Origin of the sequence: Thauera phenolivorans (assembly GCF_001696715.1) — a bacterium.
Lineage (GTDB): Bacteria > Pseudomonadota > Gammaproteobacteria > Burkholderiales > Rhodocyclaceae > Thauera > Thauera phenolivorans.
The window spans coordinates 441,646-457,004 of sequence record NZ_MBFM01000002.1; the positions used below are offsets into that span (position 1 = coordinate 441,646).

The following is a 15,359-nucleotide window of genomic DNA, read 5'->3' on the forward strand; positions in this document are numbered from 1 at the left end:
CTCACGCGAGCGCCCTCAGGCTCGCCAGCGGCGGCCGCGACAGCAGCGCGCGCGTGCCCAGCCAGCCGCCCGCCACCACGCCGGCGGCGCCGAGCACCACGGCCACCAGCAGGGGTAGCACGCTCGGCACGTAGGCCATCCTGAACACCCAGGTCGCCAGCGCCCAGCCGAGCACGCTCGCGCCCAGCCCGGCGAGCACGCCGGCCACGCCGCCGAGCACGAGGAACTCGGCGAGCAGCGCCTGGCGCACCTGGCGGTTGCGCGCACCCAGCGTACGCAGCATGGCGAGCTCGTACTCGCGCTCGTCGTGGGTCGATTGCAGGGCGGCATACAGCACCACCAGGCCGGCGAGCACCGCGAAGACGAAGACGAACTGCACCACCACGATCAGGCGGTCGGTGAGCGAACGCACCTGGGCGAGCACCGCCGCGGTATCGATCACCGACAGGTTGGGAAAGGCATTGACCAGCCGGGTGGTGAAATCGTGCACCGCAGCCGGCAGGTGGAAACTGGTGATCAGGCTCGCCGGATAGGCTTCGAGCACGCCCTCGGAGGCGATGAAGAAGAAATTCACCCGCATCGAGTCCCATTCGAGCTCGCGCACACTGGTGATCGGCGCCTCGACCATCTGCCCGGCAATCTCGAAGCGCACCACGTCGCCGAGCTTCAGCCCGAAGGTCTCCGCCAGCCCCTTCTCCACCGAGAACTGTGGCGTGGACGCATCGCCGTGCCAGCGTCCAGCGACCACCTTGTTGCCCTCGGGCAGCACGGCGGCGTAGGAGAGGTTGAACTCGCGCTCGGCCAGACGCTTGGTGCGGCTGTCCTCGTAGGCGTCCGGGTCGATCCTGCGGCCGTCGATCGCGTCCATGCGGCCGCGGATCATCGGCTGGATCTTCGGCACCGGCAGGCCCTCGGCGGCGAACTGGGCGACGATTCCCTCGCGCTGGTCGGGCTGGATGTTGATGACGAAGCGGTTGGGGGCGTCGGGCGGGGCCATCCGGCTCCAGTTGTCGAGCAGGTCGGCACGCACCAGGGTCAGCAGCAGCAGCGCGGTCATGCCCAGACCGAGCGCCGTAACCTGCATGACGCTGCCGCCCATCCGTCGGCCGAGCGCGGCCACGCCGTAGCGCCAGCCGCCACCGCGCAGGCTGCCCTCGCCCTTGAAGCGTCCGGCCAGTCGCAGCGCCGCCCACGCGGCGAGCGCGAACAGGCCGAGCGCGCCGGCGAAGCCGAGCGTCACCATCAGCCCGAGCCTCAGATCGGCCGCGATCCAGAAGATCAGTCCGAGCAGCGCCGCAAGGCCGAGCGCCCAGGCGCCACCCGACAATGGCTCGGCGGCATCGAACTCGCGCCGCAGCACCCGCACCGTGCTGACCCTGCCCAGTTGCAGCAGCTGCGGCAGCACGAAGCCCGCCAGCAGCACCATGCCGACCACCACGCCGTGGGCGAGCGGCAGCAGCGAAGGCGCCGGCAGCTCGGTCGCGAGCAGCTCACGCAGGCCGCCCGCCAGGCCCGCCTGCACCGCCCACCCGAGCGCGCTGCCGAGCAGCGCGGCGAACAGGCCGAAGAGCAGGAACTCACCGACCACGATCGCCAGCACCTGTGACTGGCGTGCGCCGAGGCAGCGCATCACCGCGCAGCCGTCGAGGTGGCGCTGCATGAAGCGGCGCGCCGACAACCCCACCGCCACCGCGGCGAGGATCACCGCCAGCAGGGCGGCGAGCCGCAGGAAGCGCTGCGCCTGGTCGAGGCTGGCGCGCACCTCGGGACGGGCATTGTCGATCGTCTCCACCACCTGGCCGCGCTCGAGGCGAGCACGCGCCCAGCGCTCGAAGTCCGCCACCGCCTCCTGGCTTCCCGTCACGTGCAGCCGCCAGGTGGCGCGGCTGCCAGGCCCAAGGAGGCCGGTGGCGGAGAGGTCGGCGGCGTTGAACATTGCCCGCGGTAGCAGGCTGAAGAAGTTCGCGCCACGATCCGACTCGAAGGTCAGCATCGCGCCGACGCGGAACTCCAACTGGCCGAGGCCGAGACGGTCTCCGGTCGCGACGCCGAGCTCGGCGAACAAACGCTCGTCGAGCCACACTTCGCCGGAGGCAGGCGCGCGCCCGGCGACCTCGTCCGGCTGGTTCGGCCCGGGAGCGATCCGCACCGTGCCGCGCAGGGGATAGTCGTCCGCCACCACCTTCACCCCGGTGAGCTGGGCCGCCTCGGTGGTGCTCGCCATCGAGGTGAACAGGACCGTGGTCGTCTGCCGCAGGCCACGACGCCCCGCCTCTTCGCCAAAGGCCGCGGGCCAGGGACGGTCGGCACGCAGCAGGAGATCGCCGCCGAGCAGCTGATTGGCCTCGCGGTCGAGCGCGCGCCCCACCCGGTCGGCAAGAAAGCCGACGCTCGTCAGGCTCGCGACCGCGATCAGGATCGCCAGCCCGAGCAGGTGGAGCTCACCCGCGCGCAGATCGCGCAGCATCATGCGCGCGGCGAGACGCAGGCTCTTCATCGCGGCTCCGACAGCAGGCGGCGCGCGAGCTCGACCCAATAGGCGACGCCGACCGGGATCACCTCATCGTTGAAGTCGTAGTGCGGGTTGTGCAGGGTGCAGCCGCCCTCGCCCGGGCCATTGCCGATCCACACATAGGCACCCGGCTTGTGCTGGAGGAAGAAGGCGAAGTCCTCCGCCCCCATGCTTGGCCGCAGCTCGGTCTGCACCTGCGCCGCACCGGCCACCGAGCGGGCGACCTCGGCGCACATCGCGGCCTCGGCGACGGTGTTGATCGTCGGCGGGTAGCTGCGGCGGAATTCGAGCTCGACCTCGACCCCGAAGCTAGTCGCGATCCCCTCGCACACCCGGCGCAGAGCGGCCTCCACGCGGGTCTGCACCGACGCCGAGAAGCTGCGCACCGTGCCGCACAGCTCGGCGCGGTCGGGAATGACGTTGTAGGCCTCGCCGGCGTGGAACTGGGTGATCGAGACCACCGCGGCATCGAGCGGATCGAGTGTGCGACTGACGATGGTCTGCGCCGCCTGCACCAGGGCCGCGGCCGCGGGCACCGGATCGATTCCGAGATGGGGCATCGCGGCGTGCGCGCCGACGCCGAGCACGCGGATGTCGAAGCGGTCGGTGCCCGCCATCACCGCGCCGGAATGCACGGCGAAACTGCCCACGGGCAGACCCGGCCAGTTGTGCATGCCGAATACCGCCTCCATCGGGAAGCGCTCGAACAGGCCGTCCTCGATCATCACCCGCGCTCCCGCCTCGCCTTCCTCGGCGGGCTGGAAGATCAGGTACACCGTGCCGTCGAAGTCGCGCCGCTGCGCCAGTACCTCGGCCGCGCCGAGCAGCATCGTGGTATGACCGTCATGCCCGCAGGCGTGCATGCAGCCTGCGACCGTCGAGCGATGTTCGAAGTCGTTGCGCTCGGTGATCGACAGCGCGTCCATGTCCGCGCGCAGACCGATCGCGCGCAGGCTGCGCCCGCCGCGGATCACGCCGACCACGCCGGTGCCGCCGATACCGCAATGGGTCTCGATGCCGAGCTGCTCGAGGTGGCGCGCAACCAGCTCGGCCGTGCGGTGCTCGTTGAAGGCGAGCTCGGGATGGGCGTGAATGTCGCGTCTGATGGCGGTCAGCTTGTCGTGGTAGGGGCGGACGATGTCGAGGATGCTCATGCCTTCACCAGATGGTTTCGTCGCGCCGGGCGTGCGCGCGGAACCCATGAGTCTATTACAAACAAAGGAAAGCGCCCCGGCAGCCGCGCCCACCGCTGGACGCGCCCCCCTCTAGGCGCCCTGCCCCCAGGGCGATCGCAGCCGTCATCGCCCGCACAGCCGCCGTTCATCGCGCAGAGGGCTGCGCTCCTACGGCGCCGGCGATCGACGCCGATCCGTGGCCGCGACGGGCGCCCCGCCCCGGTAGGAGCCCTGCCCCCAGGGCGATCGCAGCCGTATCGGCCTTACAATGATCACTCTTGCAAGACTTGCCGCCGCGGCGCGAGTTCCCCCGCGCCGCGCACCGACCGGGCTGCCCGCTTGAGACTGTTCTACGCCGACCACTTCGTCCTGCCGCTGCCGGCCGGCCACCGCTTCCCGATGGAGAAGTACGCCCGGCTGCGCGAGCGCCTGCTCGCCAGCGGAGCATTCGCGCCGGGCGACTTCGCGGTGCCCGAGGCGGCGAGCGAGGCCGAGATCCTGCGTGCCCACGACCCTGCCTATGTCGACCGGGTGCTGCGCGGCACGCTCGACGCCGCCGAGCAGCGCCGCATCGGCTTTCCGTGGTCGCCCGGGATGGCCGAGCGCTCGCGACGATCGGCAGGCGCCACCCTCGCCGCCTGCCGCAGCGCGCTCGCCGGCGGCTGGGCGGCCAATCTCGCCGGCGGCACCCACCATGCCCATCGCGACTTCGGCGCCGGCTTCTGCGTGTTCAACGACGCCGCCATCGCCGCGCTGGCGATGCGCGCCGAGGGGCGCGTCTGCCGGGTCGCGATCGTCGATTGCGATGTGCACCAGGGCGACGGCAGTGCCGCCATCCTCGCCGGCGAGGACGAGGTCTTCACCTGCAGCCTGCACGGCGCCAAGAATTTTCCCTTCCGCAAGCAGCGCAGCGACCTCGACGTCGAACTCGCCGACGACACCGGTGACGAGGCCTATCTCGTCGCGCTCGACGGTGCGCTCGCACGCGTGTTCGATGACTTCCGCCCCGAGCTGGTGATCTACCTCGCCGGCGCCGACCCCTATGCCGACGACCGCCTCGGCCGCCTCGCGCTCAGCATGGAGGGCCTCGCCGCGCGCGACGCACGCGTGCTCGGTCGCTGCCACGCGGCGGCGGTGCCGGTGGCCATCGCGATGGCCGGCGGCTATGCTCGCACCATCGACGACACGGTCGCCATCCACGCCAACACCATACTGCGCGCCGCCCGCCTGTTCGCGCCCAAGGAAGCCATCTCATGAGTGAGGAAAGCCGCATCGCCCTGTTGATCGATGCCGACAACTGCCCGGCCTCGAAGATCGCCGTCATGCTCGACGAGCTCGCCAAGCACGGTGTCACCAGCATCCGCCGCGCCTACGGCAACTGGAAGAGCGTCGGTCTGAGAGGCTGGGAGAGCGTGCTGCATGAATACGCCATCCAGCCGATGCAGCAGTTCGCCTACACCAAGGGCAAGAACGCCACCGATGCGGCGATGATCATCGACGCAATGGATCTGCTGTACACGCAGCGGCTCGACACCTTCTGCCTCGCCTCCTCGGACTCGGACTTCACCCCGCTGGTGATGCGCATCCGCGCCAATGGCCTGAAAGTGTTCGGCTTCGGCGAGAAGAAGACGCCGATGCCCTTCGTCAACGCCTGCAGCCGCTTCCTCTACCTGGAAAACCTCGAGACCGTCGGCGAGGTGGAGGCGGAAGTCGAGGACGGCGTCGAGCCCGGGTCCGCGCCCCGTCCGGCGCGCGAGCTGCGCGGCGACGCCCGGCTCGTATCGCTGCTGCGCAACGCGGTGGACGCCTGCGACGAGGATGATGGGTGGGCCAGCCTGTCGGCGGTGGGTTCGCATATCTCCAACCAGACCTCCTTCGATCCGCGCAACTATGGCTACCGCAAGCTGAGCGAGTTGATCGAGGCGACCGGCCTGTTCGAGACCGAGCGCCGCGGCAACCACCTCTTCCTGCGCGACCGCCGTGCCGCCCACCGCCGCGGGGGCTGACGACGTACCGGTCGTGCCGGCCGCGCGGGCGTGGCGACTGCTCGGCGTGGATTTCACCTCTGCGCCGCGCCAAGCAAAGCCGATCGTGGCCGCTCACGGCCGGCTCGACGGGGCTTGCGTAGTGCTCGAGCGGATCGAGACCCTCACCGACTGGACGGCCTTCGAAGCCCTCCTCACGCGCGATGGCCCGTGGCTGGGCGCCTTCGACTTTCCCTTCGGCCTTCCGCGCGAAGCGTCGCACGATCTCGGCTGGCCACAGGCCTGGCCGGCGCTCGTCGCCCATTGCGCCGGGCTGGGGCGGCCTGCTTTCCGCGCCGCGCTCGACGTCTACCGCGAGACACGACCGATCGGCAGCCGCTACGCGCATCGCGCCACCGACCACGCGGCACGCTCGCACAGCCCGCTCAAGCTGGTGAATCCGCCGGTCGGCCTGATGTTCCTCGAGGGCGCGCCACGCCTGCTCGCGGCCGGCGTCTCGCTGCCCGCCATGCATGAAGCCGATCCCCACCGCGTCGCGGTCGAGGCCTATCCCGGGCTGCTCGCACGCGCGATCACCGCCCAGCCCTACAAGAGCGACGAACGGCGCAAGCAGACGCCCGCGCGCGCCCAAGTGCGCAAGTCTCTGGTCGACGCCCTGCGGCGCGGCGAGCACCCGCTCGGCAAGCGGCTGGACGTGGACGGGCGTGAGGCCGAGGCCCTGGTCGCCGACGCCGGCGGCGACCGCCTCGATGCGGTGCTCGCGCTCATGCAGGCCGCCTGGTGCCTCGAGCGGGGCGCGCCCGGCTACGGCCTGCCGGCCGACGTCGATCCGCTCGAGGGCTGGATCGCCACCGCGCCGCCCTCAAGCGCCGCAGCCGGCAGTCGCACGCTGCATGCAGCAGACGCGGCGTCCGGCGCTGCGACCGGAAATGCGCGCCGGTAGAAGCGGCGACCGCCGCGATTGCGGCCGATGACGCGGCGTTCGCCGCCGCGCTCCGGCGTGGGACTGCGCTCCCGGCCGAACGATCGGTCCTTCAGCGCCCGCCCTGGCGGCGCGCGCGCTCCATGCGGATCAGCTCGGCGATGTCGGTGTTCGCGTTCGACAGCGCCCAGCGCTCGGCGTCGAAGCCGGCGTCATTGACCTGCTCGAGGTTCACCGGCAGCGCGAGCAGGCGGCGCACGATCTCGATATGACCGTTGCGCGCGGCCAGCATCAGCGGGCTCGACTTGTTCGGCGCCAGCGCTTCGGGATCGGCGCCGGCGGCGAGCAGGCGATCGAGGAGTTCCACCCTTCCCTCGAAGGCGGCGTAATGCAACGGTGCCCATCCCTCGTGGTTGAGGCTCGCCCCCGCGTCGATCAGCAGCCCGGCGACCTCGCGCTCATCCTTCAGTACTGCCAGCATCAGTGCCGAGTCACCGGCACGGTTACGGTAGTCGAGCCGCGCGCCGCGTTCGATCAGGGCCCTCACGGTGGCGCCCTTGCCCTCGCGCGCGGCGAGGATGAGCAGCGAATTGCCGTTCGGATCGACGGTATCGACGTCGAGCCCGCGCTCGACGAGCTTGACGATCTCCTTCGTGTCGCCCATGCGCGCAGCGATCAGGGCGTCGTCCAAGCTGGCGGCCCGCGCCGGGCCGGCGAACAGCAGCAGGAGGGCGGCGGTGCCGGCGGCGAGCGCACGGAGGGCGGGAGCGAACTTGCTGTCAGAGATGAGCATGGCGGAAGAGTCGGAAGAAGTTGTCGGTGGTGGCCTGCTCGATGCGCTCGAGCGGCTCCTCGCGCAGGCGCGCGATCTCCTCGGCCACATGCACCACCCAGCCCGGCTGGTTGGTCTTGCCGCGGTGCGGCATCGGCGCGAGATAGGGCGCATCGGTCTCGATCAGCAGGCGGTCGAGCGGCACCCGCTTCGCCACCGCCTTGATGTCCTTCGCGTTACGGAAGGTGACGATACCGGAGAAGGAGATGTAGAAGCCGAGATCGAGGGCGGCCGCGGCCACCTCCCACGACTCGGTGAAGCAGTGCATGACGCCGCCGGCCTCGCTCGCGCCCTCCTCGCGCATGAGCCGGATGGTGTCCTCGGCCGCGCTGCGGGTGTGCACGATCAGCGGCTTGCCGCAGGCGCGGGCGGCGCGGATGTGGGTGCGGAAACGCTCGCGCTGCCACTCCGGGGCGTCCTCGTGCCAGTGGTAATCGAGCCCGGTCTCGCCGATCGCGACCACGCGCGGATGGTCGGCGAGCGCGAGCAGACGGGCGACGTCGGGTTCCTCGCAGTCGGCATTGTCGGGATGCACGCCGACCGAGGCCCACAACCCGTCGTGGCGCTCGGCGAGCGCGAGTACGCGCGGGAAGTCCTCGAGCCGGACGCTGACGCACAGCGCCTGGCCGACACGATTTTCCGCCATCGTGCCGAGGACCTCTTCCTCGCGTTCGAGCAGGCCGGGGAAATCGAGATGACAGTGTGAATCAACGTACATCGGCAGTTTCGAGCTTCGTGTGGGTGGGTGACGACCGGGGGCGCACGGCGCCTACAGGGTGTGCGTCGGCCGGTTGGAACCGAGATGGGCGGCGAGGACCTGATCGATCGCACGGCACAGCGCCTTGCTCGATGCGTCCTCGGAGAACTGCACGCCGATGCCCTGCACCCGGCCGCCCTGCGCGCCGGCGGGCGTGATCCAGGCGACCGTCCCCGCCACCGGGTGGCGATGCGGATCATCCATCAGCTGCAGCAGCATGAAGACCTCGTCGCCGAGCTGATAGTTCTTGGAGGTGGGCACGAAGATGCCGCCGTTGGTCAGATAGGGCATGTAGGCCGCGTAGAGGGCCGACTTCGAGTTGATGTTCAGCGAAAGCACGCTCGGGCGTGCGACTTGGGGTCTGACCGGGTCGTTCATGGTCGGGTTCCTGTGATTGCGCGCGCATAGCGTAGCAGCATGTCCTCCAGGAAGAGGCGGGCGTTCAGGGGGTGGCGTGACACCCTGCGCAACTGGGCGAAATCATTGTAGCAACGGCTCACCGCGGCAATGCTGGAGCGCGTCGCGAGCGCCGACAGAACGCCGTCCTGGGCCGGAAAGAAGCGCACGCGCCCACCGAGGCGCAGCGCCGCGAGGTCGCTGACCCAGCGTTGCATCCAATCGACCAGCTCGGGCATGCCGAAGCCGGCGGCGATCGCCTCCTTCGACTTCAGCCACTGCTCCCATTGCCCAGCCAGGCGCAATGCGTCGGCGGCGCGCAGCGGGCCGATATCGCGCACGAAGCGCGCCAGCAGGGCCTCGCCGCCGGCGGCGGCGAGGCGTTCGGCAGCCAGCGGCATGCCGCCGCCGAGTGCGAGCAGCGCCTCTCCCGCGGCTCCGGTGCGACTGCGCCAGCGGGCGAGCTCCGCCGCGTCCGGGCGGCCGAAGCTCCACTGCTGGCATCGGCTGCGGATCGTCGGCAGCAGCCGTCGCGGCGAGGACGACACCAGCAAGAAGGTGCAGCCGGCCGGCGGCTCCTCGAGCAGCTTGAGCAGGGCGTTGGCGGTGAAGGAATTCATCGCTTCCGCGGGATCGATGATGGCTACCCGCCGCGCGCTGTGGTGTCCGGTGACCGCGAGCGAAGACTGCAGCGCACGGATCTGCTCGATCACGATCTGGCTGGAGGCGGCCTTGCCGCCCTCCTTCGCCCCGCTGCCCTCCTCACCCGACGCCTCCGAGGTGACGGCGTCGGCGGCCGGCACGACGCGCTGCAGATCGGGGTGATTGCCGCCGAGCCGCCACTGGCAGGGCTCGCATTGCTCGCAGGCATGCCCATCGGGCCGCGGCGCATCGCACAGCAGGCGGGCGGCGAAAGCCTCCGCAAGCTCGCGCTTGCCCAGCCCGCTCGGGCCGACGAAGAGCAGCGCGTGCGGCAGCCGCCCGCCGAGCTCGACGAGGCGCGTCCAGGTCGGCTGCAACCAGGGGTGGATCATGCCGCGCACAGCCCGCCGACGATCGCCTCGACCTCGGCGCGGATCACGGCCGGCTCGCGTCCGGCGTCGATCACGCGGATGCGCTGTGGCGCGCGACCGGCGCGCTCGAGATAGGCCGCGCGCACCCGCTCGTGGAAGGCGCGCTGCTCGCGCTCGAAGCGGTCGGGCGCGTTGCCCGCGGCCTGCATGCGGGCGGCAGCGAGTTCGGGGGAGAGGTCGAACACCAGAGTGAGGTCGGGCTGCAGATTCGGATGCACCCAGGCCTCCAGCACGTCGAACTTGTCCCGGTCGAGGCCGCGTCCGCCGACCTGGTAGGCATAGGTGGCATCGGTGAAGCGGTCGCATACCACCCAGCGCCCACGCGCCAGCGCCGGCTCGATCTTCGCTGCGAGGTGCTCGCGGCGGGCGGCGAACATCAGCATGGCCTCAGTCTCGAGGTGCATCGGCTCGTGCAGCAGCAGCTCGCGCAGCCGTTCGCCGAGCGGCGTGCCGCCGGGCTCGCGCGTCTGCACGACGGCGATGCCGCGCGCCTCCAGCAGGGCGACGGCGGCGGCGATCTGCGTGCTCTTGCCGGCGCCGTCGATGCCCTCGAAGGTGATGAAGCGGCCGCGGAACTGCGTCGGACTCAAGGCGTGCTCCTGTTGCGGATGAAACGGTCCACCGCGCGATTATGCTCGGCGAGGTTGCGCGAGAACTCGCTGCTGCCGTCGCCGCGGGAGACGAAGTAGAGATAGTCGGATTCGTCAGGGCGTACCGCGGCGCGCAGCGCCGCCGGACCCGGCATCGCGATCGGCGTCGGCGGCAGTCCGCGGCGGGTATAGGTGTTCCAGGGATGATCGGTGTCGAGATGGCGCCGCCGCAGGCGGCCGTCGAACTCGGGGCCGAGGCCGTAGATCACCGTGGGATCGGTCTGCAGCGGCATGCCGATTCGCAGCCGGTTGGCGAACACCGACGCGACCAGGCCGCGGTCCTCGGGACGCCCCGTCTCCTTCTCGACGATGGAGGCGAGGATCAGCGCCTCGTAGGGTGACTTCAGCGGCAGCGCCGGATCGCGCTCTTCCCAGACGTCGGCGAGCCGGTGCTGCATCGCCTGGTAGGCGCGCGCGAGCACCGCGAGCCCCCCGGAACGCTTGTCGAACAGATACGTGTCGGGGAAGAACAGGCCCTCCGGATGCTCCTCGCTGGCACCGATGCGCTCGAGGATCTCGGCGTCGCTGAGTCCGGCGGTATCGGGCTTCATCTCGGGATGGGATTCCAGCGCCTGGCGCAGCTGATGGAAGGTCCAGCCCTCGACCAGCACCACCGAGGACTGGGAAACGTCGCCGTCGGACAGCTTGAGGATCAGCGACCACGGCGTGACGCCGGTGTGCACCTCGTAGCTGCCGGCCTTGATCCGTTCCGCCTTGCCGCCGAGCCGCGCCAGCCAGTAGAGCAGGTCGGAATCGACCTCGACACCGGCGGCGCGGATCGCACGCGCGGCCTGGCGCATGTTGCTGCCGCGCTCGACCGTGAAGTCGATCACCGGCGCCGACAGCGGCAGTGCGCGCTGCGCATACCACCAACCGGCCAGCGCCATCGCCGCAAGGGCGAAGATGGCGAGGATCAGGAGGCGCACAAGGAGTCGTTTCATTCGCATTCGCTTCCGGCAGAAGGCGGGCTGGGACGGAGACCGGATCGGTCGTCCGCTGGCGGCGCGCAACGGGACCCCTATAATACTGCATCGCGCAAGGGCCCCGTCCCGCGGCGGGCAGCCGCGGGACGGGGCCCTTTCCCACCAATGTGAGACCGACAGAACGACCGACCATGACCGCCTGGACCGACCATCTCGCCCGACTGGGTGCCCGCCTCGATGGCAACGCGCTCGCCTTCGACGACCCGGCCACCGAGGCCCGCCTCGTCGATGACGTCACCATCGCCGTGCCGCTGCTGAATCTCGGCCTGATCCGCAGCGTCGGCCCCGATTCCGCCCCCTTCCTGCACAACCTGGTGTCGAACGAGGTGCTCAAGCTCGCCGCCGACGCCGCCTGCTGGAACAGCTTCAACTCGCCCAAGGGGCGCATGTTGACGAACTTCCTGCTGTGGCCGGAAGCCGAGGGGCATGCGCTCATGATGTCGGCCGAGCTGGTGCCGGCGATGACGAAGAAGTTCTCGATGTACGTGCTGCGCAGCAAGACCAGAGTGAGCGACGCGAGCGCCGACACCGCGCTCGTCGGCCTCGCCGGGCCGGAGGCCGCCGGCGTACTCGAGCGCGCCGGCCTGCCGCTGCCGGACGCACCGATGAAACAGGCGGGCGACGCCGGCCGGCGCTGCATCCGCATCGGCGACGACGCCTTCGTGCTCGCGCTGGCCGCCGACCAGGCGGCCGAGGTGTACGCTGCCTTGCTCGACGCCGGCGCCGCACGGGCAGGCACCGCCGCCTGGCAGCTGAAGATGATCCGCGCAGGTGTGCCGCTGCTGAGCCCGGCGACGCAGGAGGAGTTCGTCGCTCAGATGGTCAATTACGACCTCATCGGCGGCGTCTCCTTCACCAAGGGCTGCTACCCGGGCCAGGAAATCGTCGCCCGCACGCGCTACCTCGGCAAGCTGAAGAAGCGCATGTACCGCGTCGCGATCCCCGCCGGCGCCGCGCCGGAGGTCGGCACGGACGTGTTCGCGCCCGCTTTCGGCGAGCAGTCGGCGGGCAAGCTGGTGAACGTCGCACCAGCGGCGGACGGCGGCTTCGAGGCACTGGCGGTGCTCCAGATCGCCGCCGCCGAGGCGGGCGATCTGCAGCTCGGCCGCCCGGCAGGCGCCGCGCTGCGCGTGCTCCCCCTGCCCTACCCGCTCGCCTGAGGTGGACGCGATGGAAGCCGGCACCAGCTTCGATTACTTCGTCTATTACCGGGTACGCGGCGGGCTCGACACCGGTTCGGTGCGGGCCAGGGCGAAACTGATGCAGTCCTCGCTCGCGCACGGCTTCGACGGTCTCGAGACCCGCCTGCTGCAGCGGGCCGACGAGGCCACCACCTGGATGGAGATCTACCGCGGCGTCCGCGACAGGCAGGCCTTCGAGGCCGCGCTCGAGGCGGCCGTCGAGGCCAACCGGCTCGACGAGATCATCGAGCCGGGCAGCGCCCGTCACCTCGAATGCTTCGTCGAGTCGGACTGAGCCATGTGCCTGATCGTCTTCGCGTGGCGCGTCCACCCCCGCTACCCGCTCGTCGTCGCCGCCAACCGCGATGAATACCTCGCGCGCCCGGCCGCGCCCGCACACTGGTGGCCGGAAGCGCCCGAGCTGCTCGCCGGGCGCGACCTCGAGGCCGGCGGCACCTGGATGGGGATGCGCCGCGACGGCCGCTTCGCCGCGCTGACCAATTACCGCGATCCGAGCCAGCGTCTCGCCGGCGCGCCCTCGCGCGGCCAGCTGGTGCGCAGCGCGCTCGAGGGCGATGAGGACACTCTCGACACGCTGCGCGCGATCGCCGCCGAAAGCCCGCACTACGCCGGCTTCAACCTGCTGATGTGCGACGGCCTCAGCCTCGGGGTGCACGAGAGCACGAGCGGTGCGGTGCGGCTGCTCGAACCCGGGGTCTACGGCCTGTCGAACCACTTGCTCGACACCCCCTGGCCCAAGCTCGAGCGCGCGCGCAAGGCACTCGAGAACGGCCTCGACGCGCTGCCGGCCGAGGCCCCCCTGCTCGCGCTGCTGCGCGACGACACGCCGGCGCCGGACCACCACCTCCCCGAGACCGGCCTCAGCCTCGAATGGGAGCGCTGGCTGTCCCCGGCCTTCATCCGCGCGCCCGGCTATGGGACCCGCTGCTCGAGCGTGCTCACGGTGGGCGCGGACGGCGGCACGCGTTTTCGCGAATGGACCTGGGACGAGGCCGGCGCGCTGCGCAGTGCGGTCACGCACGAGTTCGCGATCGGCGCCTGAGCGGCGCCCGGCGCGGCCCGCACCCATGAAAAACGGGCGCCTCGGCGCCCGCTCGTTTTTCTGCTGCGGCCCTGCCTTCAGCGCGCCGCGTGCAGCGGGTCGGTGACGCCGAGCACGTAGATCGCGATGAGCCCGATGAGGCCTGCCATGATGAGGTAGTAGAGGGTCGGCAGCAGCGTCTTGCGCAGCGTGATGCCCTCGCGGCCGAGCAGGCCGACGGTCGCCGAGGCCGCCACCACGTTGTGGATGGCGATCATGTTGCCGGCAGCCGCGCCCACCGACTGCAGCGCCACCATCATCGTGCCCGACACCCCGAGCAGCACCGCGGTATCGTACTGGAACTGCGACAGCATCAGGTTCGACACCGTGTTCGAGCCGGCGATGTAGGCACCGAGCGCACCCACCCACGGCGCGAAGAACGGATACACGTTGCCCACGCTATCGGCGACGAGCTGCGCCATCGCGACCGGCATCGACATCAGGTCGGCGCCATTGACCCCCGAATTGATCAGGATCCGCACCATCGGGATGGTGAAGATCAGCACGAAGCCGGCGCCGAGCAGGGTCTTGCTCGACTCGCCCACCGCCTTCACCAGCCCGCTCAAATGCATGCGGTGCAGGAAGAAGGTCAGCAGCACCACCATCACCAGGATGCCGCCAGGCAGGTAGAGCGGCTCGATGCTGCCGCTGACGCCGGTCTCACCGAGGATGTTGGTCCACCCGAACTTGAGCGACATCAGCGCCGCCTTGAACTCGGGGATGATGCGCGAGGCGACCAGGAGCGCTGCCAGCAGCAGATAGGGCGCCCACGCCATCGGAGTGGAGATCGGGGTCTTGTAGACGAGCTGGTCGAGTTTCATCTCGATGCTGCCCACCCACTCGCTCGGCCACTCGCTGGCCGGGGCGAAGTCCCAGGTCTTCTTCGGCAGCAGGAAGCCTTTTTTCGCCGCCGGGACGACGATCGCGAGGCCGATCAGGGCGCCGATCATCGACGGGAACTCGGGGCCGAGGAATACGCCCGCGGCCACATAGGGCACGACGAAACAGACCGCGGTGAACAGCGCGAACGGCGCCACCGCGAGGCCGGCGGCCCAGGATTTCTCGCGACCGAAGAAGCGGGTCATGATCATCACCATGATCAGCGGCATCAGGAGGCCGACGATGCCGTGCACCGTCGCCACGCGGCCGACCAGGATGGAGAAGAAGGTTTCCCAGTTCGAACCGAGGGCGACCAGCTGCTCGGTCATCGCCACGCGGTCGAGACCGCCCTGGACGCCGACGATCATCGGCGTGCCGACGGCGCCGAAGGACACCGGAGTCGATTGCACCATCATGCCGAGCACGACCGCCGCCAGCGCCGGGAAGCCGAGCGCCACCAGCAGCGGCGCGGCGACCGCGGCAGGCGTGCCGAAGCCCGAGGCGCCCTCGATGAAACAGCCGAACAGCCACGCCACGATCAGCGCCTGCACCCGGCGGTCGGGACTGATCCCCGAAAACCCGCGGCGGATCGCGGCGATGCCGCCGGAGTGCTTGAGGGTGTTCAGCAGCAGGATCGCGCCGAAGATGATCCACAGGATCGCCGCGGTCAGGATCAGGCCCTGCAGGGTGGAGGCCAGCACCCGGTTGAAGCTCATCTCCCAGGCCCACAGGCCGATCGCGGCAGTGATCACGTAAACCGCCGGCATGGCGTACTTGGCCGGCCAGCGAAAGCCGATCAGCAGCACGCCGGCGAGCACCAGCGGCAGGAAGGCAAGCAGTGAAAGTACGGTCTGGCTCATCTCGATGTCGTCTCCAAAGTATCGTTTTAGGCTTGCAGGAAGGCTCGGACGG

The 15,359-nt window shown here is 70.3% G+C and carries 15 protein-coding genes; 6 read left to right on the plus strand and 9 right to left on the minus strand.

Annotation, left to right across the window (positions count from 1 at the left end; translation table 11 throughout):
* Nucleotide 1 precedes the first annotated feature (1 nt).
* Together BB334_RS05550 and BB334_RS05555 are read right to left on the minus strand one after the other, a co-directional pair.
* Nucleotides 2-2,497, minus strand: coding sequence for an ABC transporter permease (locus BB334_RS05550; protein WP_068805401.1), 2,496 nt, complete (start codon nucleotides 2,495-2,497; stop codon nucleotides 2-4).
* Nucleotides 2,494-3,666 (minus strand): M20 aminoacylase family protein, encoded by a 1,173-nt coding sequence (locus BB334_RS05555; protein ID WP_068805404.1) that lies wholly within the window; start codon nucleotides 3,664-3,666, stop codon nucleotides 2,494-2,496. The genes BB334_RS05550 and BB334_RS05555 overlap by 4 nt, the downstream gene beginning before the upstream one ends.
* 360 nt (nucleotides 3,667-4,026) lie before the next feature.
* Between BB334_RS05555 and BB334_RS05560 the strand changes: the two genes are divergently transcribed.
* From BB334_RS05560 to BB334_RS05570, 3 genes are read left to right on the plus strand one after another with little or no spacing between them, the layout of a single operon-like run.
* On the plus strand, nucleotides 4,027-4,944 hold the full coding sequence (locus BB334_RS05560; RefSeq protein WP_068805408.1) for a histone deacetylase family protein: 918 nt from the start codon (nucleotides 4,027-4,029) through the stop codon (nucleotides 4,942-4,944).
* Nucleotides 4,941-5,693: an NYN domain-containing protein gene (locus BB334_RS05565; RefSeq protein WP_068805411.1), complete on the plus strand. Its 753-nt coding sequence runs from the start codon at nucleotides 4,941-4,943 to the stop codon at nucleotides 5,691-5,693. The genes BB334_RS05560 and BB334_RS05565 overlap by 4 nt, the downstream gene beginning before the upstream one ends.
* A complete protein-coding gene (locus tag BB334_RS05570; RefSeq protein ID WP_232756658.1) occupies nucleotides 5,668-6,615 on the plus strand; it encodes a DUF429 domain-containing protein in 948 nt (315 codons plus the stop codon). The genes BB334_RS05565 and BB334_RS05570 overlap by 26 nt, the downstream gene beginning before the upstream one ends.
* 91 nt (nucleotides 6,616-6,706) lie before the next feature.
* Here the strand turns inward: BB334_RS05570 and BB334_RS05575 are convergent, their stop codons facing one another.
* Genes BB334_RS05575 through mltG form a run of 6 tightly spaced genes read right to left on the minus strand, consistent with a single transcriptional unit; the run spans nucleotide 6,707 to nucleotide 11,243 of the window.
* Nucleotides 6,707-7,387 (minus strand): ankyrin repeat domain-containing protein, encoded by a 681-nt coding sequence (locus BB334_RS05575; protein ID WP_068805414.1) that lies wholly within the window; start codon nucleotides 7,385-7,387, stop codon nucleotides 6,707-6,709.
* On the minus strand, nucleotides 7,374-8,144 hold the full coding sequence (locus BB334_RS05580; RefSeq protein WP_068805417.1) for a TatD family hydrolase: 771 nt from the start codon (nucleotides 8,142-8,144) through the stop codon (nucleotides 7,374-7,376). Before BB334_RS05580 ends, BB334_RS05575 begins: the two co-directional genes overlap by 14 nt.
* Before the next feature lie 51 nt (nucleotides 8,145-8,195).
* The gene (locus tag BB334_RS05585) at nucleotides 8,196-8,561 is read right to left on the minus strand and encodes a PilZ domain-containing protein (protein WP_068805420.1); all 366 of its coding nucleotides are present in this window, start codon (nucleotides 8,559-8,561) and stop codon (nucleotides 8,196-8,198) included.
* On the minus strand, nucleotides 8,558-9,613 hold the full coding sequence (gene holB / locus BB334_RS05590; RefSeq protein ID WP_068806174.1) for a DNA polymerase III subunit delta': 1,056 nt from the start codon (nucleotides 9,611-9,613) through the stop codon (nucleotides 8,558-8,560). Before holB ends, BB334_RS05585 begins: the two co-directional genes overlap by 4 nt.
* Complete coding sequence (gene tmk / locus BB334_RS05595) at nucleotides 9,610-10,242, minus strand: dTMP kinase (protein WP_068805424.1); 633 nt, start codon at nucleotides 10,240-10,242, stop codon at nucleotides 9,610-9,612. Before tmk ends, holB begins: the two co-directional genes overlap by 4 nt.
* Nucleotides 10,239-11,243 (minus strand): endolytic transglycosylase MltG, encoded by a 1,005-nt coding sequence (mltG, locus tag BB334_RS05600; RefSeq protein WP_068805426.1) that lies wholly within the window; start codon nucleotides 11,241-11,243, stop codon nucleotides 10,239-10,241. Before mltG ends, tmk begins: the two co-directional genes overlap by 4 nt.
* A gap of 173 nt (nucleotides 11,244-11,416) precedes the next feature.
* Between mltG and ygfZ the strand changes: the two genes are divergently transcribed.
* The 3 genes from ygfZ to BB334_RS05615 are packed head-to-tail and all read left to right on the plus strand — an operon-like array spanning nucleotide 11,417 to nucleotide 13,529.
* A complete protein-coding gene (ygfZ, locus tag BB334_RS05605) occupies nucleotides 11,417-12,445 on the plus strand; it encodes a CAF17-like 4Fe-4S cluster assembly/insertion protein YgfZ (protein ID WP_068805428.1) in 1,029 nt (342 codons plus the stop codon).
* 10 nt (nucleotides 12,446-12,455) lie between these two features.
* Nucleotides 12,456-12,761: a DUF4936 family protein gene (locus tag BB334_RS05610; RefSeq protein WP_068805431.1), complete on the plus strand. Its 306-nt coding sequence runs from the start codon at nucleotides 12,456-12,458 to the stop codon at nucleotides 12,759-12,761.
* Between the two features lie 3 nt (nucleotides 12,762-12,764).
* Nucleotides 12,765-13,529 (plus strand): NRDE family protein, encoded by a 765-nt coding sequence (locus BB334_RS05615; RefSeq protein WP_068805434.1) that lies wholly within the window; start codon nucleotides 12,765-12,767, stop codon nucleotides 13,527-13,529.
* A 77-nt stretch (nucleotides 13,530-13,606) separates the two neighbouring features.
* On the opposite strand, the gene BB334_RS05620 is transcribed toward BB334_RS05615, so the two are convergent.
* Nucleotides 13,607-15,307 carry an L-lactate permease gene (locus tag BB334_RS05620; protein WP_068805438.1) on the minus strand — a complete coding sequence of 567 codons (1,701 nt, stop codon included), beginning with the start codon at nucleotides 15,305-15,307 and terminating at the stop codon, nucleotides 13,607-13,609.
* Nucleotides 15,308-15,359: the final 52 nt, after the last annotated feature.

Excerpts from the sequence above, each read along its gene's own strand:
- BB334_RS05565 (WP_068805411.1), top strand. The coding sequence starts at position 4,941 with ATGAGTGAGGAAAGCCGCATCGCCCTGTTGATCGATGCCGACAACTGC.
- BB334_RS05550 (WP_068805401.1), bottom strand. The coding sequence starts at position 2,497 with ATGAAGAGCCTGCGTCTCGCCGCGCGCATGATGCTGCGCGATCTGCGC.
- BB334_RS05555 (WP_068805404.1), bottom strand. The coding sequence starts at position 3,666 with ATGAGCATCCTCGACATCGTCCGCCCCTACCACGACAAGCTGACCGCC.
- BB334_RS05615 (WP_068805434.1), top strand. The coding sequence starts at position 12,765 with ATGTGCCTGATCGTCTTCGCGTGGCGCGTCCACCCCCGCTACCCGCTC.
- holB (WP_068806174.1), bottom strand. The coding sequence starts at position 9,613 with ATGATCCACCCCTGGTTGCAGCCGACCTGGACGCGCCTCGTCGAGCTC.
- BB334_RS05575 (WP_068805414.1), bottom strand. The coding sequence starts at position 7,387 with ATGCTCATCTCTGACAGCAAGTTCGCTCCCGCCCTCCGTGCGCTCGCC.
- BB334_RS05610 (WP_068805431.1), top strand. The coding sequence starts at position 12,456 with ATGGAAGCCGGCACCAGCTTCGATTACTTCGTCTATTACCGGGTACGC.
- BB334_RS05620 (WP_068805438.1), bottom strand. The coding sequence starts at position 15,307 with ATGAGCCAGACCGTACTTTCACTGCTTGCCTTCCTGCCGCTGGTGCTC.
- ygfZ (WP_068805428.1), top strand. The coding sequence starts at position 11,417 with ATGACCGCCTGGACCGACCATCTCGCCCGACTGGGTGCCCGCCTCGAT.
- BB334_RS05585 (WP_068805420.1), bottom strand. The coding sequence starts at position 8,561 with ATGAACGACCCGGTCAGACCCCAAGTCGCACGCCCGAGCGTGCTTTCG.
- BB334_RS05580 (WP_068805417.1), bottom strand. The coding sequence starts at position 8,144 with ATGTACGTTGATTCACACTGTCATCTCGATTTCCCCGGCCTGCTCGAA.
- mltG (WP_068805426.1), bottom strand. The coding sequence starts at position 11,243 with ATGAAACGACTCCTTGTGCGCCTCCTGATCCTCGCCATCTTCGCCCTT.